The organism is Roseibium aquae (assembly GCF_008711285.1).
Taxonomy (GTDB): Bacteria; Pseudomonadota; Alphaproteobacteria; order Rhizobiales; family Stappiaceae; genus Roseibium; species Roseibium aquae.
The window spans coordinates 34,764-56,009 of record NZ_VXDC01000014.1; the positions used below are offsets into that span (position 1 = coordinate 34,764).

Consider the following 21,246-nt stretch of genomic DNA (forward strand, 5'->3'; position numbering starts at 1 on the left):
CTGCAGCAAGGACAAGCCGCTCCCCGCCGGACGTTCGCCATGGATCCCGCCTCAGGCCCCTCTCATCGGGCAGGCTCGGGTTTGCGTTGCCGCACCAAAGCGGCATTCAATTCACCACCGAGAATGAAAGCCGCGGAACAGATATAGAGGAAGACCAATGCCGACATGATGCCGGCCAAGCCCCCATAGGTGGTCACATAATTAGCAAAACTGGCGAGGTATGCGCCAAAAGCCGATCCAGCCGCCATCCACATGACAAGGGTCGCCAGCACGCCGGGAACAAGTTCGAAAAAAGACCGCCGCCCAATCGGCAAGGCCCAATGGGCCACGAACAAGCCGATGGTTACCAGCGAACCGGCAACCACGTACCGGGCGACGCCGATCGACAGCAGGAAGTTTTCGACACTTGGCATCCACTGCGTCAGCGCCCTGATCGCGAGCGGCGCGAGGACGACCAGAAACGTGAAACCGATCATGACGATGGCGCCAAGAATGACAAGGCCGAGCGACTGCAAGCGCAGGAAAATGAAATTCCGCGTCTCATTCTGCCGATAAGCGCGGTTCAAAGCGGTGCGCAGCGCTTCGACGCCATTCGAAGCGAACCAGAGCGCGGCAAGAACACCAAACGTGAGAATGTCCCCGCGCGGTTCGGTCAGAACGCGCTGAACCTCGTTGACCACGGGCTGCGCGACGTTCTGGGGCCAGGTGTCAAAAAGAAGGCTCGAAGCCTGATCGGCCGCATTGTGGAGCCCCATGAAACCCGCCAGAGCCGCGATGAAAATCAGCAGCGGAAACAAGGCCAAAAGGCCTGACAGAGCGACATGGGAGGCCATGGCGAACCCGTCATCGCGGCTGAAATGGCCGACCGCATCCGATAGAACACGATACGCACCCGACTTGAAAAGCATCTGTAACATGATCTTGTTGTGGCGGTTCCAGCGTAACAACGTCAAGCCGGCAGGCCATGAGGCAACTCATCATCCCAAAGGCTTATAAATGCGGGCTCGACATCGGAGCTACCGCGGCGCAACATAGCTACCCAAACAGCGATAAGAAAGAAACATTCGAAAACGGAGAGCCTGAATGTCAAGTGCAGTGATGCCTGTCCCGGATCCCGGTCATTCCTTTCTCGACATGACGGAGCGTGCCGTCGGGAGCCTTGACGCCCTTGTCGATACCGCAGCGCGGAAAATTCGCGAAAACGTCTCTGCCGACGGTCGCATTTCGTCCAGCGCGCTGGAGCGGGAGCAGCGGGCCACGCATGGCCTGGCTTGGCTGGCCACTTATGCGGAAGCACTGCGTCAGATGCACGGGTATGCGGTCCGGTTGAGCGAGGCGGGTGCGTTCGGCGAGCTTGAAGAACTTCTGGTCCGGCTCAGTTTCTCCGAATACCTGTCCCAGACCTTCGGCGGCATACCGATGAACCAGGGGGAATTCGTCCGCCCCGCGGATCTCGGCCTATCTGCGGCCGATTGCGCAAAGGCCCGCACGAACGACGTTGAAGAACTGATCGCGACGGGCAACACGACCGAAATCCGGAACCGGATCACAGATCTCATTCGCCACAAAGCTGGTGAATCCGTGTTTGGCGCGACGGGGCTGGACGACACAATGGAGCAGATCCGCAATGAAATGCGGCGCTTTTCGGAGGACAAGGTTACCCCCTACGCCCACGAGTGGCATTTGAAAAACGACTACATCCCGCTCGATGTGATCGCTCAAATGGCCGAACTTGGCGTTTTCGGACTGACCATCCCGGAGGAATACGGCGGGCTTGGCCTCGGAAAGGAGGCAATGTGTGTCGTGTCGGAAGAATTGTCCCGGGCCTATATCGGCGTCGGATCGCTCGGGACCAGGTCGGAAATCGCGGCGGAACTGATCTTGTGCGGGGGCACGGAAGACCAAAAGCAGAAATGGCTTCCCAGAATTGCCTCCGGCGAGATCCTCCCGACCGCCGTCTTTACGGAACCGAACACCGGCTCCGACCTGGCATCTCTCAGAACCCGTGCCGTGAAGGACGGGGACGTTTGGAAGGTGAATGGCAACAAGACGTGGATCACCCATCCCGTTCGGGCTGACGTGATGACCCTCCTGGCCCGGACCAATCCCGACGAACCGGGTTACAAGGGCCTGTCCATGTTCCTCGCGGAAAAACCACGCGGATCGGATGAGGACCCGTTCCCCGCGCCGGGCATGACCGGCGGCGAGATCGAGGTTCTGGGCTATCGCGGCATGAAGGAATACGAGATTGCTTTCGACGATTTCGAAGTCAGCGCTGAGAATCTTCTCGGCCAAGTCGAAGGCCAAGGCTTCAAGCAGCTGATGCAGACTTTCGAGGGCGCCCGGATCCAGACCGCTGCCCGGGCGATCGGGGTGGCCCAGTCCGCGCTTGATATCGGGTTGAAATACGCCGAGGACCGCGTTCAGTTCGGCAAACCGCTCATCGCTTTCCCCCGCGTATCCGACAAGCTTGCCATCATGGCTGCGGAAACCATGGTCGCCCGGCAGCTGACCTATTTCTCCGCATGGGAAAAGGATTCTGGCCGCCGCTGCGATCTGGAGGCCGGCATGGCCAAGTTGCTGGGGGCCCGCGTTGCCTGGGCGGCGGCCGACAATGCGCTGCAGATCCACGGTGGCAATGGGTTTGCGCTCGAATATGCGATCTCCCGCATCCTGTGCGACGCCCGCATTTTGAACATTTTCGAAGGCGCTGCGGAAATCCAGGCGCAGGTGATCGCGCGCAGGCTGCTTGAGACACGCGGGCTTGACTGAAGAGTAGATCAACAATCACAGCACAAGCGGCGCAGCGCCGCTTGTGCTGATACACATGAGAAGCCGTTTTCGGGACGCATTGATTTTTGCCGTGGATCCCCCATCTAAATGCATGCCCCGATAGAGAAAGGTCATGACCGCATCTTCTTCCTTCAAAGACCTTGGTTTTGATCCTGAAATCCTCGGCCCCGAGGAGGAGCAGAAAGAGTCTGTGCGGCTGAAGCTCCTGCGCACGATGCGGAAGGCCGCGAAATACGTTCCATTCATGCAGGACGTGGTTGCCGGATATTATTGTGCCCTTGACCCGGCCACGCCGACAAAGGTCCGGGCCTCCATCTTTGCGGCACTGGCCTATTTCGTTCTGCCAATCGATGTTGTCCCGGATTTTGTAGTCGGACTCGGGTTTGGCGACGACGCGACAATCCTAATGGCGACGCTGACGATGATCCGCGCCCATCTGCGCCCTGAGCACTACGCTCTGGCAAAGGAAGCACTGGAGGAGGACACCTTGCCTGACCCGGATTTTTCCGCAAAACGCTGAATGTCAATCATTGTTTGTGACACCGGCGCCCGAACCAAGCAGGCGCCAGCATCCGGCAAAACGCCCCGCGCATATCCAATAAGCGGTGCCTGCGAAAAATCCGCTGGCAAGCGCGACCGGCAGCCCCGGTCTGACACCATCGGCGCCACCCGACGGATCGCCGACAATCCACAAGACCGCCCCCACCGCACCGCCCATGCCAACATGGTAGACCCAACTGCGCCACCGGAACACTTCCGCAAAACCTGCAAGAACAACAGCCGGAAGGAGAGAGGTAGCGCCGATAGCCCCCGTCACCATAAAACCGGTTCCGATAACCGCTGCAAACCCCGCCAGATTCGGTTGCGCGGATACCACTTCGAAAAAACCCCAGGCGATAAACAGGCCGGCAGCCAGAAACGCCAGGATCAGCCCTGCAGTGATGCGAACAGTCTGAAGAACAAAAAGGCGGCCCGAAATCATGAATACGCCTCCTTGGGATTGTGCAGCATGGCGCCTTCATAAGGGGATTTCGACCGCTGCGCCATAGCCGGCCAAACTCAGACGGTGCGGCGCGGTCGCCAGGGGGCATCCGGAAGGCCGGTGACCCTAAGATATGCAAATGATGAAAAAGACCCGCCATTTCCGGCGGAACCGATGGATTCCGGTTGACTTTTGGCCGGTTTGACCAGAGTTTCTTGGCTTGGCCAGATTGATGAGGTCAAGCTTCACCTCGGCGCTTGCGTACGAGGGTTTTTGTGCATCCGCATGCGGATGCATCGCATTTAAAGAGAAACGACAGAGGAGATCGCGACCATTCGCCGTCCGTTCCGCGCCCCGCCTCCGACCAAGGAAGGTCCGCGCACCAACAATGAAATTCGCGTCCGTGAAGTCCAGTTGATTGATCACGAGGGCAACAACCGCGGCATCATTCCGACGGAAGAGGCGATGGATATCGCCGCCGAAGCCGGAATGGATCTGGTTGAAATCCAACCAAACGCACAGCCCCCAGTCTGCAAGATCCTCGACTATGGGCGCTACAAATACCAGTCTCAGAAGAAAGCCGCCGAGGCGCGCAAAAAGCAGAAGACCGTCGAGATCAAAGAGATCAAGATGCGTCCTAACATCGACACCCACGATTACGAGGTGAAGATGCGGAACATGCTGCGCTTCTTCAACGACGGCGACAAGGTCAAGGTAACGCTGCGATTCAGGGGCCGCGAGATGGCCCACCAGGACCTCGGCATGAAGCTTTTGGAAAAGGTTCGCGAAGAAACGGCGGAAATCGCAAAAGTCGAATCCTCTCCACGGCTTGAAGGCCGCCAAATGGTCATGGTTCTGGCGCCGCTGAAATAAGCGCGCTGCAGATCCCGCCGGACAGACATCGGAAAACCCCGCCAAATGGTGGGGTTTTTGCTTTGACACGCTTGCCTGCGCGGACGTTACACTTCACTCGATCTCGGCCCAGGCTCCCGTCTTTTCCGAAGCGAAAAGGGCATCCAGCGTTTTCATATTCTGCAATGCATCGGCAGGACCGTAGGGCGGATCGATTTCCCCCAAAAACGAAAGGGCAAAGATATCCGTCAACTCCGCATACTGATCGCTCACCGGAAGCGTTTCGCAGATTGCGGCAGCGTCCGCAAACTTCGATCCGTCATCCAACCGCAGTACCATGCCTTCATTGCCCGGCGCATTGTACGGAATGAGAATCTCCAGACGCTTTTCTGTTCCGACGAGCTGGATCCGCTGATAGGGGGTCAGTTGTGTCGCCACAGTGAAGTCGAGACGGCGGCCATTCCCAAAATCAACGAGGGCGCTGGCGACGCGATCTGTTCCAAACTGCGGGTCCCGATCAATCAGGGAAATGGCCCGTTTCGGTTCAGCTTCAAAGAAATAGCGGCCAGCCACGATCGGGTAGCAGCCAATGTCCATCAGGCCGCCGCCACCAATATCGGCCATGTTCCGGATGTTGGCCGGATCTGAATTGAAGTAGCTGAAGAAGGACTGCACCACCTTCAGTTCACCCAAGGCACCGGAGCGGACGATCTCCCGTGCCCGGATCCATTGGGGATGCGCCCGGACCATGAACGCTTCAGCCACCAGCCGGCCTTCCGGCAGGTTCATGAGCCGTCGGGCCTCTTCCGCATTCAGGGCGATCGGCTTCTCGCACAGCACATGCTTGCCCGCCTCTACGGCCTGCAAGGTCAAGGGCACGTGCAGATGGTTGGGCAACGGATTGTAGATCGCATCAATATCCGGATCCGAGAGAAGCTCATCGTAGGACCCATAAGCCTTCGCGATGCCGAGGGCCGATGCGGTTTCCATTGCCCGACCGAGATCCCGGGAAGCGATGGCTGCCGCTACTCCGTATTTGGAGTTCTGAATACCCGGAATGACTTTCTCCCGGCCAATTTTCGCGGTCGACAGAATGCCCCAGCGGACCACCTTGCTCGCATCGCCCATGATGTACGCACCTCACAGTTTGGATCGGTCGGTATGTCCTAACTTGTTAACTGACCGATCCGCAACTGCAACGCCCCTGTAGGCCACACCGGTGGCGAGCTTCTCAGTACTTTTCAGGAACATAAAGGTGGTCGGGCAGGACCTTGCGCTCATAATCGGGATTGAACACCCGGTCCGGCAGCGTGATCGGCTCGTGTGCGATCTCGTGATAGGGAATCATGGACAGGAAGTGGCTGATGCAGTTCAGGCGCGCGCGTTTTTTGTCGTTGCCTTCGACAATGAACCAGGGTGCTTCTGGAATGTTCGTCCGCTCGAATATGTCTTCCTTGGCCTTGGTGTAGTCTTCCCAGCGGACCCGTGATTGCAGATCCATCGGCGACAATTTCCACTGTTTGAGCGGATCGTGAATACGCATGAGAAAGCGCAGTTGCTGCTCTTCGTCGGTGATCGAAAACCAGTATTTGATAAGGCGGATACCGGAACGCACGAGCATGCGCTCAAACTCGGGTACGTCATTGAAGAATTGCTCCACCTGATCGTCGGAGGCAAACCCCATGACGCGTTCGACGCCCGACCGGTTGTACCAGGAACGGTCGAACAACACGATTTCACCACCCGCGGGCAGGTGCGGCACATAGCGCTGAAAATACCACTGGCTCTTCTCCCGCTCGCTGGGCGCGGGAAGCGCGACGACCCGGCACACACGCGGATTGAGCCGCTGGGTGATCCGTTTGATCACCCCGCCCTTTCCCGCCGCATCCCGGCCTTCAAAGACCACGACGACTTTTTCGTTGGTATGCTGCACCCAGTCCTGAAGCTTGACCAGTTCCGACTGCAAGCGCAGCAGCTCGTGAAAATAGACGTTCCGGTCCAGCGTCGACTTGTGCTTCTTGTCCGAAATGAATGCCAGATCCTTGGCGATCAGATTGTCGTCAATCTCCATCTCCAGCTCTTCATCAAGGCCGTCCGCCCATTCGGCTTCCACCCAGGTTTTTGCGCTGTCGTCGCTCATCGTCGCTCCTCATGATGCACCAGGTGGCCTTCACCCGGACCACTACTGTGAACCCCGGCAGTGTGTCCGTTTTTTTACATCCAGGCCAGCCAAACCGCTTTTATGCGAAATGGTTGGACGAAGGACGGGAAATGCCGTCAAACCCACTTGAAAATGAATGATCGTTCATTTATTTCTTGAGGGAGGGAGGATCGGCACATGCCCTCAAAGGCGCAACGCCCGGTTCAGGGAAAGAGAAGACAAACAGCGTCGAAGGTCCGGGCGGCCGCCCTGACCCTGTTTGCCAGGTATGGCTATGCCGCCGTGTCGATGCGCCAGATCGCTTCCGAGGTGGGTGTTCAGCCCGGCGCGCTCTACAATCACTTTCCCACCAAACAGGATATACTCAAGGACCTGATGCTCTCCCATATGGGAGAGCTTCTGACAGCTTGGACAAGTGCCAAACCACATCCTCAAACCGACCCACTGGTGGCCTTCGCCCGGTTCCATATCCGCTATCACATGGAGCGGGCCGACGAGGTGTTCGTGTCCTACATGGAACTCAGAAACCTCGAAGCGGACAATTTCGCGGCCGTGGATGCCGAACGCCGGAGGTATGAGGCCATCCTCACCGGCATTCTCGAAGATGGGGCGGCCAACGGCCGCTACGCTCTTGACGATCCCAAGGTGACCACGCGCGCCCTGATCGCAATGCTCACAGGGATTGCAACGTGGTATCGGGCAAGCGGCACTTTGAGCCGGCAAACTGTCGAGGATTACTACATCAATCTTGTCTGCCGGGCCGTAAGCCTTGAGCCTGGCAAAACTCAACGGGAGAACGGATGACATGAGCATCCTGAAATCAGGCCTGACCCCGCGCAGCGAGGCCTTTGCCGCGAACCGGGCGGCGCATGAAAAGGCGATGGAGGCTGTGAAAGCCGCCGCGCAAGTCGCCCTTGATGGCGGTGGGCCAACCGCGCGTGAGCGCCACGTGTCCCGGGGCAAGATCCTGCCGCGCGAGCGTGTCTCGCGGCTGCTCGATCCCGGCTCTCCCTTTCTCGAAGTCGGCATGATGGCCGCGCACGGGCTCTATGATGGCGCGGCCCCGTCCGCCGGCATGATCGCCGGCATCGGCCGGATCGAGGGCCAGGAGGTCATGATCCTGGCGAACGATGCCACCGTGAAGGGCGGCACTTACTATCCCATGTCCGTCAAGAAGCACCTGCGGGCGCAGGAGATCGCCGAGCAGAACAACCTTCCTTGTGTCTATCTGGTCGACAGCGGCGGCGCGAACCTGCCGAACCAGGATGAGGTTTTTCCCGACAAGGACCATTTCGGCCGCATCTTCTTCAACCAGGCCAACATGTCGGCCAAGGGCATTGCCCAGATCGCGGTGGTCATGGGCTCCTGCACGGCCGGCGGCGCGTATGTCCCGGCCATGTCCGACGAGACCATCATCGTCAAGAACCAGGGCACGATCTTTCTGGCAGGCCCGCCACTGGTCAAGGCGGCAACCGGCGAGGAGGTCACAGCCGAAGATCTCGGCGGCGGCGATGTGCACACGCGCCTGTCCGGTGTCGCCGATCATCTGGCGCGCGACGATGCGCATGCGCTGGCCCTCGCGCGAAGGGCTGTTGCCAATCTCAACCGGGAGAAATTTGCAGATGTCAGTTTGCAAGCACCGGAAGATCCGCTTTATGATCCGGACGAAATCCTGGGCGTTGTTCCGGCCGACCTGAAAACGCCCTACGACATCCGCGAAGTGATCGCCCGTGTCGTCGACGGCTCGCGGTTCGACGAATTCAAGGCCCGCTACGGCACAACGCTGGTCTGCGGCTTTGCCCATATTCACGGCATCCCAGTCGGCATCATCGCGAATAACGGCGTTCTGTTTTCCGAAAGCGCGGTCAAGGGCGCACATTTCGTCGAGTTGTGCTCCCAGCGCAAGATCCCTCTGGTTTTCCTGCAAAACATCACCGGCTTCATGGTCGGGCGGACCTATGAAAGCGGCGGTATCGCCAAGGATGGCGCAAAGCTGGTGACGGCCGTTGCCACCACATCGGTTCCCAAGATCACCATGCTTGTGGGCGGGTCCTTCGGGGCAGGCAATTATGGCATGTGCGGACGGGCCTACAATCCCCGCTTTCTGTGGACCTGGCCGAATTCCCGGATCTCGGTCATGGGCGGCGAACAAGCCGCCGGCGTGCTGGCCACGGTCCGCCGGGAGGGGATTGAACGAAAAGGCGGTTCATGGTCGGCGGAAGAGGAAACCGCCTTCAAACAGCCGATCATCGATCAATTCGAAGAGCAGGGACACCCGCTCTACGCCACCGCCCGTCTTTGGGACGATGGCATCGTCGACCCGCGCAAGACCCGTGACATTCTGGGACTTTCGCTCTCGGCCGCCCTCAATGCACCGATCGAAGACACGAAATTTGGCCTGTTCCGGATGTGAGGAAACAACACATGTTCAAGAAAATCCTCATTGCCAACCGTGGCGAGATTGCCTGCCGGGTCATGGAAACCGCCAAAGGGCTCGGTATTCGTACCGTCGCTGTGTTCTCGGATGCAGATGCCAATGCCAAGCATGTGGCCATGGCCGACGAGGCCTACCACATTGGCCCCGCCCCGGTGTCTGAAAGCTACCTGAAGATCGACAAGCTGATAGACGTTTGCCGGCGAAGCGGCGCTGAAGCGGTGCATCCTGGCTACGGATTTTTGTCGGAAAACCCGGACTTTGTCGACGCGCTGGAGGCCGCGGGCATCACCTTCATCGGGCCGAGCGCGGCCGCGATCCGGGCCATGGGCCTCAAGGACGCGGCCAAGGCCTTGATGGAAAAAGCAGGTGTGCCGGTCGTGCCCGGCTATCACCGAGACACGCAGGATCCCGGCTTTTTGCAGATCCAGGCCGGCAAGATCGGCTATCCGGTCCTGATCAAGGCCCGCGCGGGCGGCGGCGGCAAGGGCATGCGCCGGGTCGACAGGCCAGAAGACTTCATGTCAGCGCTCAAATCGGCACAGCGCGAAGGCGAGGCCAGCTTCGGCGACGGCCGGGTCCTGATCGAGAAGTACCTTACCAAGCCGCGGCATATCGAGATCCAGGTCTTTGGCGACAACCACGGCAATGTCGTGCATCTGTTCGAACGGGACTGCTCGCTGCAACGCCGCCACCAGAAGGTGATCGAGGAAGCGCCCGCCCCGGACATGCCGGAGGAGATGCGGGCCGCCATGGGTGAAGCGGCCGTGAAGGCTGCTAAGGCCATCGGCTATTCGGGAGCAGGCACGATCGAGTTCATCGCTGACGTGTCCGAAGGGCTCCGGGCAGACCGGTTCTATTTCATGGAAATGAACACCCGCCTTCAGGTGGAGCATCCGGTCACGGAGATGATTACCGGAGAAGATCTCGTGGAATGGCAGCTTCGCGTTGCCGCCGGCGCCCCGTTGCCGAAGACCCAGGATGAGCTCTCCTTCTCGGGCTGGGCGTTCGAGGCGCGGCTTTACGCCGAAGATGCCGCCAAGGGCTTTCTGCCCGCCATCGGCACCCTCACGCACCTTAACCTTCCCGAGGCCCAGGCGCGGATCGACAGCGGCGTGCGCGCAGGCGACGAAATCTCGCCGTTTTACGATCCGATGATTGCCAAGATCATCGTACATGGCGCGACCCGCGAAGCGGCGCTCGGCAAATTACTGGCCAGCCTTGAGGCAACGGAGGTCGCCGGCTGCGTCACCAATGCGTCTTTTCTGGCGGCGCTATGCCGGAATGCCGGATTTGCGAAAGGCGATGTCGACACCGGTTTGATCGACCGGGATCTCGACACGCTGATTGCCGAGCCGCCAACGCCGGAAGACGCGATTGCCCTGGCTGCAATGGCGGCCCTCGGACTCACTCGCCCGCAGACCGGGTCCGATCCGTTTGACCGTCTTGCCGGGTGGCGCATATGGAGCGCGTCGCGCCAATTCGCGCTTCTGGAAATCGAGGGCGAGCGTCAGGACATCGAAGTCCATGCGCTCGGCGACATGCGGTTCTCGGTTCACCTTGCCAGCGCTCCGCAAGACTACAAGCTGGTGTCGATCGACGGTGCGCGGATCACCTTCGACCGCAACGGCCTGCGCAAATCCGGTGTGGTGACACCGGATGTCGGCGGTCTGGCCGTGTTCCTGGATGGACGGGCCTTCCGCATCGGTTGCCCGGATCCTCTGAGCGCAGACGAGGACAGCGCCGAGGCGGGCGATCAGATCATCGCGCCAATGCCGGGTCTTGTGAAGGAGATGAACGCCCAGCCGGGTGAGACTGTGACCAAGGACCAGCCGCTGGTCATCCTGGAAGCCATGAAAATGGAACACACACTCAAAGCCCCGCGTGATGGCGTGATTGGGGAAGTGTTCGCGCAGGCGGGCGAACAGGTTCTCGACGGGACAATCCTCTTGGCGCTGGAGGCGGAGAATGAGACTTCTGCCTGAGACGAACAGCTACGGGAACCTGACGGAAAATTTTGTGTGGCAGATCCCGGAGAAGTTCAACATCGGGGTCGCCATCTGCGACGCGTGGGCGGACAAGGACCCGGACCGGGAAGCCCTTGTGTTTGCGGAGGACGGTGGGGATGTTACCTCCTATTCCTATGCCGACCTCAAGCGGCTTTCGAACCAGCTCGCGAACCTTTTGAAAGACCGCGGCGTTCAGCCCGGTGACCGGGTCGGCGTTCTCATGCCGCAGCGCCCGGAAGCCGCTATTGCCCATATCGCCGCGCTGAAGCTGGGGGCGATCACCATCCCGCTGTTCACATTGTTCGGCGAAGAGGCCCTGTCCTACCGGCTCGGAAACTCGGGCGCGAAAGCCGTGATCACGGATGAGAACGGCGCGGTCAAACTCAGCGGGCTGAGGGATCAGTTGCCCCATCTTTCGACCCTGTTCTGTGCCGACGGGGCAGCTGAGGGTGCGGAGGATCTGTGGGGCCATATGCGGGGCCACGAAGATACCTTCACACCATTCGAGACCCGTTCTGACGATCCGGCCTTGATCATCTATACCTCCGGCACCACCGGCCAGCCCAAGGGCGCCCTGCACGCTCACCGCGTTCTGCTCGGCCATCTGCCAGGTGTCGAGATGAGCCACGATTTCCTGGGCCAGCCGGGCGACCGGATCTGGACACCGGCCGACTGGGCCTGGATCGGCGGGCTACTGGATGTTCTCATGCCGGCGCTTTATCTCGGCGTGCCGGTCGTCGCTTGCCGGTTCCGGAAGTTCACCGCGGAAGCCGCGTTTCAGCTGTTGCAGGATCACAAGATCCGCAACGCCTTCCTGCCGCCCACCGCACTGAAGATGATGCGCCAGATCGAAGCGCCGCAAGACCGCTGGACCTTGAATGTGCGATCGGTGGCTTCTGGCGGCGAAACGCTTGGCGCGGAACTGATCGACTGGGGCCGGCGCACCTTTGGCCTGACAATCAACGAATTCTACGGCCAGACCGAGTGCAACATGATTGTCTCCAGTTGCGCGGCCATCATGGAAGCCCGCCCGGGGGTGATGGGCCGGGCCGTTCCCGGACATCAGGTCGATGTTGTGGATGAGGCCGGCAAGCCGGCACCCGATGGGGTTCTGGGCACGATCGCGGTCAAGTCGCCCGATCCGGTCATGTTTTTGGGATACTGGAACAATGCCGATGCAACGCGCCGCAAGTTCACCGGCGAATGGCTTTTGACCGGCGATACAGGCCAGCGCGACGCGGACGGATGGATCCGGTTCGTCGGCCGCGATGACGATGTCATTACCTCGTCCGGCTACCGCATTGGACCCGGCGAGATTGAGGACTGTCTCCTCAAGCACCCCGCCGTCGCGATGGCGGGCGTGGTTGGCAAGCCGGATCAGCGCCGCACGGAGATCGTCAAGGCCTACATCGTCTTGAAATCCGATATCGAGCCCTCTGACGCATTGGCGGAGGAGATTGCGAGCTTCGTCAAAATCCGCCTGGCGGCCCATGAATATCCCCGCGAAGTCGCCTTTGTCGACGCCCTCCCCATGACAACCACAGGCAAGGTGATCCGCAAGGAATTGCGCGCCCGCGCAGAAGCAGAAGAATGAGTGATCCGCAATGACAGATTTTGTCACCCTGTTTGAAATGGGACCGCGCGACGGCCTGCAAAACGAAAAGAAGCTGATCGCGACAGCGGACAAGATCCGCCTCGTCGACTTGCTGTCCGCCTGCGGGTTCCGCAAGATCGAGGTCACCAGCTTCGTTAGCCCCAAATGGGTTCCGCAAATGGCGGATGCGGCCGAGGTGATGGAAGGGATTTACCGGCATCCGGCGGTGACATATGCGGTCTTGACGCCGAATGTAAAAGGATATGGCGCAGCCAAGCGCGCCTTGGCGGATGAAGTGGCGATCTTTGGCTCCGCCTCGGAAGGCTTTTCCAGGAAAAACATCAACTGTTCGATTGCCGAGAGCATCGAGCGATTCAAGCCGCTTCTGGAAAAAGCGCGGCACGACGAAATCCCGGTGCGGGGTTACGTTTCCTGCGTGACCGACTGCCCATACGATGGACCGACCCCGCCGGAAAAGGTCGCCGAAGTGGCAAAAACGCTCTTCGATTTGGGGTGCTATGAGGTCTCCCTCGGCGACACGATCGGGGCGGGAACACCAGAAACGATTGGCCGAATGCTCGATGCCGTGCTGGACCATGTCCCTGCCGAAAAACTCGCTGGCCACTATCACGACACCAAGGGCCGCGCATTGGATAACATTGAAATCAGCCTTGAAAAGGGCTTGAGAACATTCGACGCGGCTGTCGGCGGACTTGGCGGCTGCCCCTATGCGCCGGGAGCCAAGGGCAATGTGGCGACCGAGGCGGTCGTCGAGCTCTTGAACCGCGGCGGATATCAAACCGGCATTGACCTCGACCGCCTGCGCGAAGCCGCCGGTTTCGCGCATTCCTTGAGAGGGTGATAAGCATGACGTTTGAAACAATTTCAGTTGAGACGGATGCCCGCGGCGTTGCAACCCTGACGCTGAACACGCCGGACAAGCACAATGCGCTTTCCGCGCGCATGATCGAGGAACTGACCGCTGCCGCGGCGACCCTGGGGACCGACGCCACCATACGTGCTGTTGTCCTGACGGGGGCAGGCAAGAGCTTCTGTGCAGGCGGCGACCTGGGCTGGATGCGCGAGCAGTTCCATGCGGATCGTCAAACCCGCATGATCGAGGCGCGTAAACTGGCCATGATGCTGAAAGCGTTGAACGAACTTCCCAAGCCGCTGATCGGACGGGTCCAGGGTCAGGCCTTCGGAGGCGGCGTGGGGATGATGAGCGTCTGCGATACGGTCATCGCAGTTGAAACTGCCAAGTTCGGGCTGACCGAAGTGAGGCTTGGACTGATCCCGGCAACCATCAGCCCGTATGTTCTGGCCCGGATGGGCGAAGGCAAGGCCCGCCGGGTTTTCATGTCCGCCCGCATCTTCGGCGCGGCGGAAGCCCGTGATCTGGATCTCGTCGCAAGCGTTGTTCCGGAGGCCGAGCTTGACGCCGCCATCGACGCGGAAATCAAACCCTATCTGGCTGCGGCACCGGCGGCCGTTGCCGCAGCGAAAGCCCTTGCCCGATCCCTGGGTCCGGACATCAGCGAAAGCGTGATAGACGCGACCATAGAACGTTTGGCAGACACCTGGGAAACACCTGAAGCCCAGGATGGAATCGCCGCATTTTTCGAAAAGCGCAAACCCGAATGGGCCCAAAGCTGATCCGTCTCAAATCTTCCGCCGGGCATGATTGACGAGTGCGGCGATCCGGGCGATTTGTTTTTGTTCAGGCAGATGCAAGAGCCCGGGTTTCTGGGTCCGGCTGTCCATCCGTTCGCGCCTCTTTCGGATATTCTGCCGTTCGCGTTCGCTCAGGCCCTCCGGCAATTCCACACCGGCCCGGTCCATGCCAATGAGAACCTTTTTCATGTCGGGAATGAGCTCGGTTGAGATCGTGAACTCGGTTCCGTCATAGCGAACCAGGACGAGCGTTCGGCTTTCCTCTTCGGCCGTCAGCAGGGTGACCTTGTTGCGGGAAGAGGAACCGAGCGCGGTGATATATGCCGCAAGACCCGTCTTCGAGCGGCGGTCCCGCAGCCGCGCTTGCCGCACGTCTTCATAGCGCACCCGGGTGCGCAAGCCTGTTTCCGCAAACTCGAAACCGTTTCCAAAAAAACGGGCCCAGGATGTCCTTTGGCGGATCGAGAGCACAAAGAAGGGTATGGAAAGACTGGCGGGAATGAACAACAGAAGATATCCCGCCTGCCCCGCACCTGCAGCGGAATAAAGGCCAATCAGCATCAAGGACAGGCAGGCGGCGGCAATGACGAAACCGAAGAGATCGGTGACCCAGATCGGCATGGGCGGTTCTGGGCGCACAGCACCGGTTGGCAGCTTCGGCAAGGGCATGGCCGCGTAAATGCCCAGCGCCGCCAACCAGCAGATCAATCCGATGACCGGGGTCATGAACGTGAACGCTCCGACGGATCCCAGGATCATCAGGCACAACGGCAAGAGTCGCCGGAAGACTTCCAGTTTCGCCGCCTTTCCCATACCCTTGGCCCCGCGTGAGTCTGCAGTTTCGTGCAGCCGATCAATTCGGCCCGAAAATGAACGCGCAAGCTTGCGCGAAGGTCAAGGCCAAGTTTCGGCCGCCTCTCCAACTACCAACGACATTTTGGAGCATCAGCCCAACTCAGACCCCGAAAGCCAGAGCTGTCGAAACACAACCAACCCAATCCGCCATCGCTCAATTTGGAGCGTAACGTGTGGGAACAGGGAAAAGTTGCGCCGCCGTACCGTGATTGCCAGGGCCGCTCCTGGCCAAAACAACTTCAATTCTAAAGGACTACGCCTTGCGCCTCGACGATGCAAAACAAGACCTCAAACACCTCTTCATGATGGGAATTGCCGCTGTCCAGGGAGAAACCGCCGTCGCAGAGGCTTTGGAAGCCGAAAAAACAGCCCCGTTCGACGCGGTATTGGCAATCGGGAAAGCTGCATGCTCCATGTATCTGGGCGCGCTGCCCTTCCTCGCCCGACATCACCAGGCTCTAGTGATCACAAAATACGCCCATTCCGAAGACCCACGCCTTGCCGGAACACCAGCGGACATCCTGGAAAGCAGCCATCCCATCCCCAATGACAACAGTCTGAGCGCTGGCCAAAAGGCGCTCGACTTTGTTCAGGCCTGTGATTCGAACACAAATCTGTTGGTCTTGGTTTCCGGCGGTGCATCCGCGCTAGCCGAGGTGCTCGTGGATGGCACCAGTCTGGATGAATACCGCAATTTGAACGAAAGATTGATTTCGGGCGGAGCGGACATTGCCGAAATCAATGCACAGCGGAAAAGGCTGTCGCGCATCAAGGCCGGGCGGCTCCTGAGCCACTTTCATGGAGGCCGTGTCCTGACACTGGCCATTTCCGATGTTGCAGGGGACGATATCGGGGTCATAGGGTCCGGGATAGGCGCTTGTTCCAATCGCGACATCAATTATCGCGGGAAAATCATCGCATCGAACGCGATTGCACGGCACCGGATCGTCGCGACGGGTAGGGAGCGGGGCTATGCGATCGGGTCGGAAGCCGAAAACCTTTACGGCGATGTGGGAGCTGTGGCGACCCGGCTCGATGAAATCTGGACGGATGGTCAGCCCGGTCTTTATGTCTTTGGCGGCGAACCAACCATAGAATTGCCACCGAACCCCGGCGAGGGCGGTCGCAATCAGGCTCTGGCGCTGCTCTTGGCGCAGCGGATCCAAAACCGCCCGGACCTTGTCATCCTGGTTGGCGGAACAGATGGCACCGATGGCGTGACAGCGTCAGCCGGAGGGCTTGTTGACGGGCAGACCTGGTTCCGGGCACCCGATCCGGAACTGGCGCTCTCGACCGCCAATTCGGGCCGCTATCTGCGCGAGGCGGGGGATGTCCTGGTGACGGGACCAACAGGAACCAACGTGATGGACCTGGTCTTGGCGGTGAAGACGGCGGGGTGAAGTCTGCGCCCGTCACCCAAACTGTTTTACGTTCCCGGTGCGGGCCGTTTTCATTCGCTGATTTGCGGAGCGAGGCGAACCCCCTTTGCGGGCGCGCTCTCGCGGATCCGCAGTTCCGGCTCGATCAGGATCGGACTATTGGGCACCCGCTCTCCCGCGATTTGTCTCAGCAGTGTCAGTGCGGCGAGACGTCCGATCTTGCCTGCATGATTGCGAACGGTCGTCAGTGCCGGCGTTCGACTGTCCACCCCTTCGATATCGTCATACCCGGTGATCGCCATTTCCGGCCCCGGCTCTATGCCAACTCGGCGAAGACCCGTCATCAGCCCAAGGGCCACAAGGTCGTTGAAGGCAACGAGAGCCGTCGGTCTTTGTTCCAGCGCCAGGACCGCCCGCACAGCCCCGCGTCCGTCCGCTTGGGTCATCAACTCTGGAAGATCAAGCTGCTGTTCCGGATCAATGCCCGCTTCCTGAAGGGCCTTAAGCCAACCCGCGTGGCGGTCCCTGCCGGTGGAACTCGACCGGCGCCCTCCAATCATGCCGATCCGCTTATGTCCAAGCGCAAGCACATGCCGTGTCATCCGATAACTGCCTGTCATGTCGTCACCGCGGACGCAGGGAGCCCAAACGCCCTTGACCTCGCGGGCGACGAGTGTTGTTGGCAATCCTTGATCGATCAGCCGGTTGATCTCTTCGGTCGTCGTACCGACCGAAGGACAAAGGATCAGCCCGTCGGCACGATGCTGCAGCAGTGTCTTGAGAAAGGCACGCTGACGGTTCACATCGTCGCGATGATTGCAGATGAAGATCATCTGCCCCTGTTCTTCCATGACGTCTTCGAGTGCGGAAAACACCTCGGCGAAATACGGGTTCAAGATGTCATGAACCGCTACACCGATTATCTGGGAACGGGACGTCCGCAGCGATGCGGCGGAACGATTGTAGATGTAGCCGACCCGGTCAGCTGTTTCCTTGACCTTGAGCCGCGTGTCTTCAGCGACAAGCGGACTGTCCCTCAAGGCAAGGGAGACCGTGGCCGTTGAAATCCCCAATTCGTCAGCGATGTGACCTAGCGTCAGGCGTTTGCCCGGCCTGACCGGCACGCCTTCCTCATCCGCCAACACGGCCCGGGAGATCCCGGCACTGTGGTCGCCCTGCCCCTTTTCCGCAGACGGTTTCGAGGGAGATCCGGCGTCATCTGACATCGTCTGTTTCACAATCCGAATGTGGCCCGGAACATGGCTCCGGCAAGTCTTGGCGCCAGGTGGCAGATCGCGGTTTCCAAGGACTGCAGGCACCGGATCGCGTGCGGAGGTTAGCGCCACCCTCTTGAAATTGCGACTGTAAACTGATTTCGCATTGCTGCGAGAACCCGAATTCCGCGAGCCCCATCAACGTTCGGGAGGAAGTTCCGTGGCCACGGCAGTCCCTTTGACCCGTTCCCGGTACAAGATGAAGAGGCCCGAAGCAACGACGACAGAGGCGCCAGCAAGTGTGGCCCAGGACGGCACATCCGAGAAAATCAAATAACCCAGCGCGATCATCCAGACGATCTGGACATAAATGAACGGTGCAAGCACCGGCGCCGGCGAGATCCGGTGGGCGGCAATGAACAGCCAGTGGCCGAGTGCGCCCCAGACGCCGGTCGACAGCAGCAAGAGCCAGATCGTCAGCTCCGACGGGGTCTCCCAGACAGCCAAGCCGGCCGGCGCTGTCGCCAGCGCCGCGACAATCCCAGAAATAAACAGCATGCCCGCCGGAGACTCGGTTTCCGTCAACATACGGGTCAACAAGGCGTAGAGCGCATAGGTCATCATGGCGGCAACAGAGTAGAGGGCCGCCCAGTGCATCCCGCCCATGCCCGGTTGGGTGACGATGAGAACCCCGATAAAGCCGACGATGATGGCAATCCAGCGCTTGAGCCCCGCCCATTCCCCCAGAAGCGGGCCGGCCAGTGCGGTGACGACAAAGGGCGTGGCAAACATGATCGACATGGTTTCGGCAAGCTGGAGATATTGAACCGCCAGAAAATTGAAAACGGTGGTGAGAAGAAGACAGACCGCGCGCACGCCCTGCAGGACAGGCCGCCCCGTCTTCAAAATATCCGGGTTCGCCCAGACCCGGAACATCAAGAACGCGAGCACCACATGACTAAGAAAGCGGATCCAGACAATCTGCAGTGTTGGGACATGACTGCCGAGATATTTCGCCGTCGCATCGAGAATCGAAAAACACAGGCAGGCGAGGACGAGAAGCGCGATGCCAAGAATGGGATTGGCCGAGGCACGCGCAGGGGTATTGTCCCCGGTGTCAGGGGCCGGCTGGGTCATCCGCATAACTCGTTGTCGGCGTGGTTGGAGCAACCAGGCAGGGCTATGATCTCTTAGGACAGCGGAACCTCCGCAGCGCGACCTGATCGTCAACCCGGTGAACCTAGTGGCGCGGTTTGAAAAGGGGCGCAGGCAGAACGGCGGCGGCACTTGCCTGATAACAATAAAGACCACCGTCGACGTTCCCAAGGCCGGTTGCGTCACAAACGGTACGCCTCCGTACCCACCGGGACGAGCACGATCCCGGAAACCGTCAAGCCGCCGTCAACTCGTCGCTCTTGCTGCCAGCTTTGCCCTCATCATCTTCCATATCCGCATCGTGTTCTGGATCATTATCGACGGAAAGCGCCAGATTCTTCTCAACCTGGCGAAGCAGTTTGCGCAGCTTTTTCCTGTCTTTGTCATCCAGACCAGCCATTGCTTCGCGCTCAAGACGCTTCCAGGACTTGTCAACGGACTCGACGAGGGCGCGGCCTGCTTCGGTCAGATGAACACGGGCAAGCCGGCCATCGGTATCGGAGACTTGCCGGCGGACATATCCTTGCGCGGACAGCCGGGTCACCATCTTTGTCACGGTGGGAGGTTGGACGCCCAGCGCCAGGGCCAATTGACTCATTGTCCGTCCGTCGGCATCCGCCAGGACCTTCAGAACCAACTCCTGACCCGGGTGAAGACCGATGCGCATCAAATGGCTACCCGAGCGCGACCTGAGGGCCTTGGAGGCCTGAACAAGACGGAATGTCACGCTTTTCTTGTAGTTGAAAGCCATTTTGATAGTCCCCATCACCGTCAACGGTCCGCAACGCGGCCAAAACCAGACGCCGCATGTCACAACCAGTAATCGGGGTGTTTAACCGTCAAATGACAATGCTGTCCCGAACGCAGCTTTTTAAAAGCCGGCAAGCTTTTTCTGTATTTTTTGGAGGTAATCAGACCGGCTTTCAGGGGTCGAACTGTCCATTTTGTAGTGCGCGAGATAGAGCGACCGGCAATTTGGGGCGCACAACGCGCGAATCCCCCGCAAAATGGTTTTCCGGCCGGGTTCGCCCATCAGCTTGGAGACCAGCCAGCTCGCCCCGCAGGTTGTCACAACGCCAACCTTTTGGATATGAAGCATTTTTGGCTTCATGGGCGCCCTTTCCGTCGGCATCTCAAAGGTCACATGCGGCACCCAGACGCGATCGAGCCAGCCCTTGAGCATGGCTGGCAACCCAAACCACCAGGTTGGATAGACAAAAAGCAGTTTGTCGCACCAGGCGAGATGCTCCAGGTGTTCGGCAACCGGTGTCTGATTGCTGGCGGCATCATGGTACCCCCGGCGCTCATCGGCGGACATGGCCGGATTGAACCCCATGGCGTAAAGGTCAAGCACACGAACCTCGTTTCCGCCCTGTTCAAGCGTATCGACAACCTGGGCACAAACGGCTGCGCTGAAGCTCTCCTGGCATGGGTGGCAGTAGACAACCAGCACACGCATCAAAAGGTCTCCATGGCGCGGCCGACACGATCCAGAAAGCGATGACGCGATGGAGCGTCGGCGCGATTCATGTTATAGAGCGCATGATAACGGAACGCGGCGCCCGGACGGATAAGCGCCCGCAAAACCCGCCCTGCGAGCTTTCGAGGCGGATCCCCCACCAGCAGGACGCGGAACCGCGAACCGCCATAGGTGGTAACGACTGACAGTTTTCGAATATGTGTCAAGGCTGGAACCACCTCACCGCCGCGCATCTTGAAAGAAACACCGGGAAGAAAGACGCGATCGAAATATCCCTTTAAAATGGCGGGATGCCCGAAATTCCAAACCGGCGCAACGATCACCAATGCCTCCGCTGCGAGCAGCCGGTCCACATGGGACGCAACCGTCCGGCGGTTGTCCGGGATGTCGTGGTAGCCCAACCGCTCCTGGCGGGAAAGCAGCGGATCGAACCCTTCCGCGTAAAGATCGCAATCATCAATATCGTGCCCGGCATGGGTCAAGCCCTCTACAACCCGGTGATGCAGGGACGCTGCAAAACTGGTTTCAACCGGATGGGCATACAGCACAAGAACCCGCACCTAGCCTCCCACGAAGTGGTGATCTGGCCACACGAAACCAGAACCGGCTATCCACCGTATTTCCCGGCTCCGCATTGTGCGGTGTTGCGGCGCAATGTCACACA

At 59.7% G+C, this 21,246-nt stretch carries 20 protein-coding genes; 10 read left to right on the forward strand and 10 right to left on the reverse strand.

The window, feature by feature from the left end:
* Positions 1–62: 62 nt before the first annotated feature.
* Positions 63–917 carry a YihY/virulence factor BrkB family protein gene (locus tag F0184_RS18165; RefSeq protein WP_172972162.1) on the reverse strand — a complete coding sequence of 285 codons (855 nt, stop codon included), beginning with the start codon at positions 915–917 and terminating at the stop codon, positions 63–65.
* A gap of 166 nt (positions 918–1,083) precedes the next feature.
* Between F0184_RS18165 and F0184_RS18170 the strand changes: the two genes are divergently transcribed.
* Positions 1,084–2,772, forward strand: a complete 1,689-nt coding sequence (locus tag F0184_RS18170; RefSeq protein WP_150497630.1) for an acyl-CoA dehydrogenase family protein — start codon at positions 1,084–1,086, stop codon at positions 2,770–2,772.
* 133 nt (positions 2,773–2,905) lie between these two features.
* Positions 2,906–3,313, forward strand: a complete 408-nt coding sequence (locus F0184_RS18175) for a YkvA family protein (protein ID WP_150497631.1) — start codon at positions 2,906–2,908, stop codon at positions 3,311–3,313.
* Between the two features lie 3 nt (positions 3,314–3,316).
* On the opposite strand, the gene F0184_RS18180 is transcribed toward F0184_RS18175, so the two are convergent.
* Positions 3,317–3,775 carry a translation initiation factor IF-3 gene (locus F0184_RS18180; RefSeq protein ID WP_150497632.1) on the reverse strand — a complete coding sequence of 153 codons (459 nt, stop codon included), beginning with the start codon at positions 3,773–3,775 and terminating at the stop codon, positions 3,317–3,319.
* A gap of 333 nt (positions 3,776–4,108) precedes the next feature.
* Here F0184_RS18180 and infC point away from each other — a divergent pair, with 333 nt between their 5' ends.
* Complete coding sequence (gene infC, locus F0184_RS18185; RefSeq protein ID WP_150497633.1) at positions 4,109–4,648, forward strand: translation initiation factor IF-3; 540 nt, start codon at positions 4,109–4,111, stop codon at positions 4,646–4,648.
* Between the two features lie 93 nt (positions 4,649–4,741).
* Here the strand turns inward: infC and F0184_RS18190 are convergent, their stop codons facing one another.
* Together F0184_RS18190 and ppk2 are read right to left on the reverse strand one after the other, a co-directional pair.
* A complete protein-coding gene (locus F0184_RS18190; RefSeq protein WP_150497634.1) occupies positions 4,742–5,755 on the reverse strand; it encodes a Gfo/Idh/MocA family protein in 1,014 nt (337 codons plus the stop codon).
* A gap of 103 nt (positions 5,756–5,858) precedes the next feature.
* Positions 5,859–6,767, reverse strand: a complete 909-nt coding sequence (gene ppk2 / locus F0184_RS18195; protein WP_150497635.1) for a polyphosphate kinase 2 — start codon at positions 6,765–6,767, stop codon at positions 5,859–5,861.
* 198 nt (positions 6,768–6,965) lie between these two features.
* Here ppk2 and F0184_RS18200 point away from each other — a divergent pair, with 198 nt between their 5' ends.
* From F0184_RS18200 to F0184_RS18225, 6 genes are read left to right on the forward strand one after another with little or no spacing between them, the layout of a single operon-like run.
* Positions 6,966–7,592 (forward strand): TetR/AcrR family transcriptional regulator, encoded by a 627-nt coding sequence (locus F0184_RS18200; RefSeq protein ID WP_150497636.1) that lies wholly within the window; start codon positions 6,966–6,968, stop codon positions 7,590–7,592.
* A 1-nt stretch (position 7,593) separates the two neighbouring features.
* A complete protein-coding gene (locus F0184_RS18205; RefSeq protein ID WP_150497637.1) occupies positions 7,594–9,201 on the forward strand; it encodes a carboxyl transferase domain-containing protein in 1,608 nt (535 codons plus the stop codon).
* An 11-nt stretch (positions 9,202–9,212) separates the two neighbouring features.
* Positions 9,213–11,207, forward strand: a complete 1,995-nt coding sequence (locus tag F0184_RS18210) for an acetyl/propionyl/methylcrotonyl-CoA carboxylase subunit alpha (protein ID WP_150497638.1) — start codon at positions 9,213–9,215, stop codon at positions 11,205–11,207.
* The gene (locus F0184_RS18215; RefSeq protein ID WP_150497639.1) at positions 11,191–12,825 is read left to right on the forward strand and encodes an acyl-CoA synthetase; all 1,635 of its coding nucleotides are present in this window, start codon (positions 11,191–11,193) and stop codon (positions 12,823–12,825) included. The genes F0184_RS18210 and F0184_RS18215 overlap by 17 nt, the downstream gene beginning before the upstream one ends.
* 10 nt (positions 12,826–12,835) lie before the next feature.
* Complete coding sequence (locus tag F0184_RS18220) at positions 12,836–13,687, forward strand: hydroxymethylglutaryl-CoA lyase (RefSeq protein WP_150497640.1); 852 nt, start codon at positions 12,836–12,838, stop codon at positions 13,685–13,687.
* Between the two features lie 5 nt (positions 13,688–13,692).
* Positions 13,693–14,481 carry a crotonase/enoyl-CoA hydratase family protein gene (locus F0184_RS18225; RefSeq protein WP_150497641.1) on the forward strand — a complete coding sequence of 263 codons (789 nt, stop codon included), beginning with the start codon at positions 13,693–13,695 and terminating at the stop codon, positions 14,479–14,481.
* 6 nt (positions 14,482–14,487) lie between these two features.
* On the opposite strand, the gene F0184_RS18230 is transcribed toward F0184_RS18225, so the two are convergent.
* Positions 14,488–15,225 carry a hypothetical protein gene (locus tag F0184_RS18230; protein ID WP_150497642.1) on the reverse strand — a complete coding sequence of 246 codons (738 nt, stop codon included), beginning with the start codon at positions 15,223–15,225 and terminating at the stop codon, positions 14,488–14,490.
* 389 nt (positions 15,226–15,614) lie between these two features.
* Between F0184_RS18230 and F0184_RS18235 the strand changes: the two genes are divergently transcribed.
* Positions 15,615–16,754, forward strand: coding sequence for a glycerate kinase type-2 family protein (locus F0184_RS18235; RefSeq protein ID WP_208998554.1), 1,140 nt, complete (start codon positions 15,615–15,617; stop codon positions 16,752–16,754).
* A gap of 50 nt (positions 16,755–16,804) precedes the next feature.
* On the opposite strand, the gene F0184_RS18240 is transcribed toward F0184_RS18235, so the two are convergent.
* From F0184_RS18240 to F0184_RS18260, 5 genes are all read right to left on the reverse strand, one after another.
* Positions 16,805–17,959, reverse strand: a complete 1,155-nt coding sequence (locus F0184_RS18240; RefSeq protein ID WP_150497643.1) for a LacI family DNA-binding transcriptional regulator — start codon at positions 17,957–17,959, stop codon at positions 16,805–16,807.
* Positions 17,960–18,145: 186 nt separating this feature from the next.
* A complete protein-coding gene (locus F0184_RS18245) occupies positions 18,146–19,084 on the reverse strand; it encodes a DMT family transporter (protein ID WP_150497644.1) in 939 nt (312 codons plus the stop codon).
* Between the two features lie 253 nt (positions 19,085–19,337).
* Complete coding sequence (locus F0184_RS18250; protein WP_150497660.1) at positions 19,338–19,853, reverse strand: MarR family winged helix-turn-helix transcriptional regulator; 516 nt, start codon at positions 19,851–19,853, stop codon at positions 19,338–19,340.
* A 120-nt stretch (positions 19,854–19,973) separates the two neighbouring features.
* Positions 19,974–20,561: an NAD(P)H-dependent oxidoreductase gene (locus tag F0184_RS18255; RefSeq protein WP_150497645.1), complete on the reverse strand. Its 588-nt coding sequence runs from the start codon at positions 20,559–20,561 to the stop codon at positions 19,974–19,976.
* Entirely contained in the window at positions 20,561–21,142 is a 582-nt protein-coding gene (locus F0184_RS18260) for an NAD(P)H-dependent oxidoreductase (protein WP_150497646.1), read from the reverse strand. The genes F0184_RS18255 and F0184_RS18260 overlap by 1 nt, the downstream gene beginning before the upstream one ends.
* Positions 21,143–21,246: the final 104 nt, after the last annotated feature.

Excerpts from the sequence above, each read along its gene's own strand:
- F0184_RS18240 (WP_150497643.1), bottom strand. The coding sequence starts at position 17,959 with ATGTCAGATGACGCCGGATCTCCCTCGAAACCGTCTGCGGAAAAGGGG.
- F0184_RS18190 (WP_150497634.1), bottom strand. The coding sequence starts at position 5,755 with ATGGGCGATGCGAGCAAGGTGGTCCGCTGGGGCATTCTGTCGACCGCG.
- F0184_RS18205 (WP_150497637.1), top strand. The coding sequence starts at position 7,594 with ATGAGCATCCTGAAATCAGGCCTGACCCCGCGCAGCGAGGCCTTTGCC.
- F0184_RS18200 (WP_150497636.1), top strand. The coding sequence starts at position 6,966 with ATGCCCTCAAAGGCGCAACGCCCGGTTCAGGGAAAGAGAAGACAAACA.
- ppk2 (WP_150497635.1), bottom strand. The coding sequence starts at position 6,767 with ATGAGCGACGACAGCGCAAAAACCTGGGTGGAAGCCGAATGGGCGGAC.
- F0184_RS18255 (WP_150497645.1), bottom strand. The coding sequence starts at position 20,561 with ATGCGTGTGCTGGTTGTCTACTGCCACCCATGCCAGGAGAGCTTCAGC.
- F0184_RS18225 (WP_150497641.1), top strand. The coding sequence starts at position 13,693 with ATGACGTTTGAAACAATTTCAGTTGAGACGGATGCCCGCGGCGTTGCA.
- F0184_RS18245 (WP_150497644.1), bottom strand. The coding sequence starts at position 19,084 with ATGACCCAGCCGGCCCCTGACACCGGGGACAATACCCCTGCGCGTGCC.
- F0184_RS18230 (WP_150497642.1), bottom strand. The coding sequence starts at position 15,225 with ATGACCCCGGTCATCGGATTGATCTGCTGGTTGGCGGCGCTGGGCATT.
- F0184_RS18220 (WP_150497640.1), top strand. The coding sequence starts at position 12,836 with ATGACAGATTTTGTCACCCTGTTTGAAATGGGACCGCGCGACGGCCTG.
- F0184_RS18210 (WP_150497638.1), top strand. The coding sequence starts at position 9,213 with ATGTTCAAGAAAATCCTCATTGCCAACCGTGGCGAGATTGCCTGCCGG.
- F0184_RS18250 (WP_150497660.1), bottom strand. The coding sequence starts at position 19,853 with ATGGCTTTCAACTACAAGAAAAGCGTGACATTCCGTCTTGTTCAGGCC.
- F0184_RS18170 (WP_150497630.1), top strand. The coding sequence starts at position 1,084 with ATGTCAAGTGCAGTGATGCCTGTCCCGGATCCCGGTCATTCCTTTCTC.
- F0184_RS18215 (WP_150497639.1), top strand. The coding sequence starts at position 11,191 with ATGAGACTTCTGCCTGAGACGAACAGCTACGGGAACCTGACGGAAAAT.
- F0184_RS18175 (WP_150497631.1), top strand. The coding sequence starts at position 2,906 with ATGACCGCATCTTCTTCCTTCAAAGACCTTGGTTTTGATCCTGAAATC.
- F0184_RS18165 (WP_172972162.1), bottom strand. The coding sequence starts at position 917 with ATGTTACAGATGCTTTTCAAGTCGGGTGCGTATCGTGTTCTATCGGAT.
- F0184_RS18180 (WP_150497632.1), bottom strand. The coding sequence starts at position 3,775 with ATGATTTCGGGCCGCCTTTTTGTTCTTCAGACTGTTCGCATCACTGCA.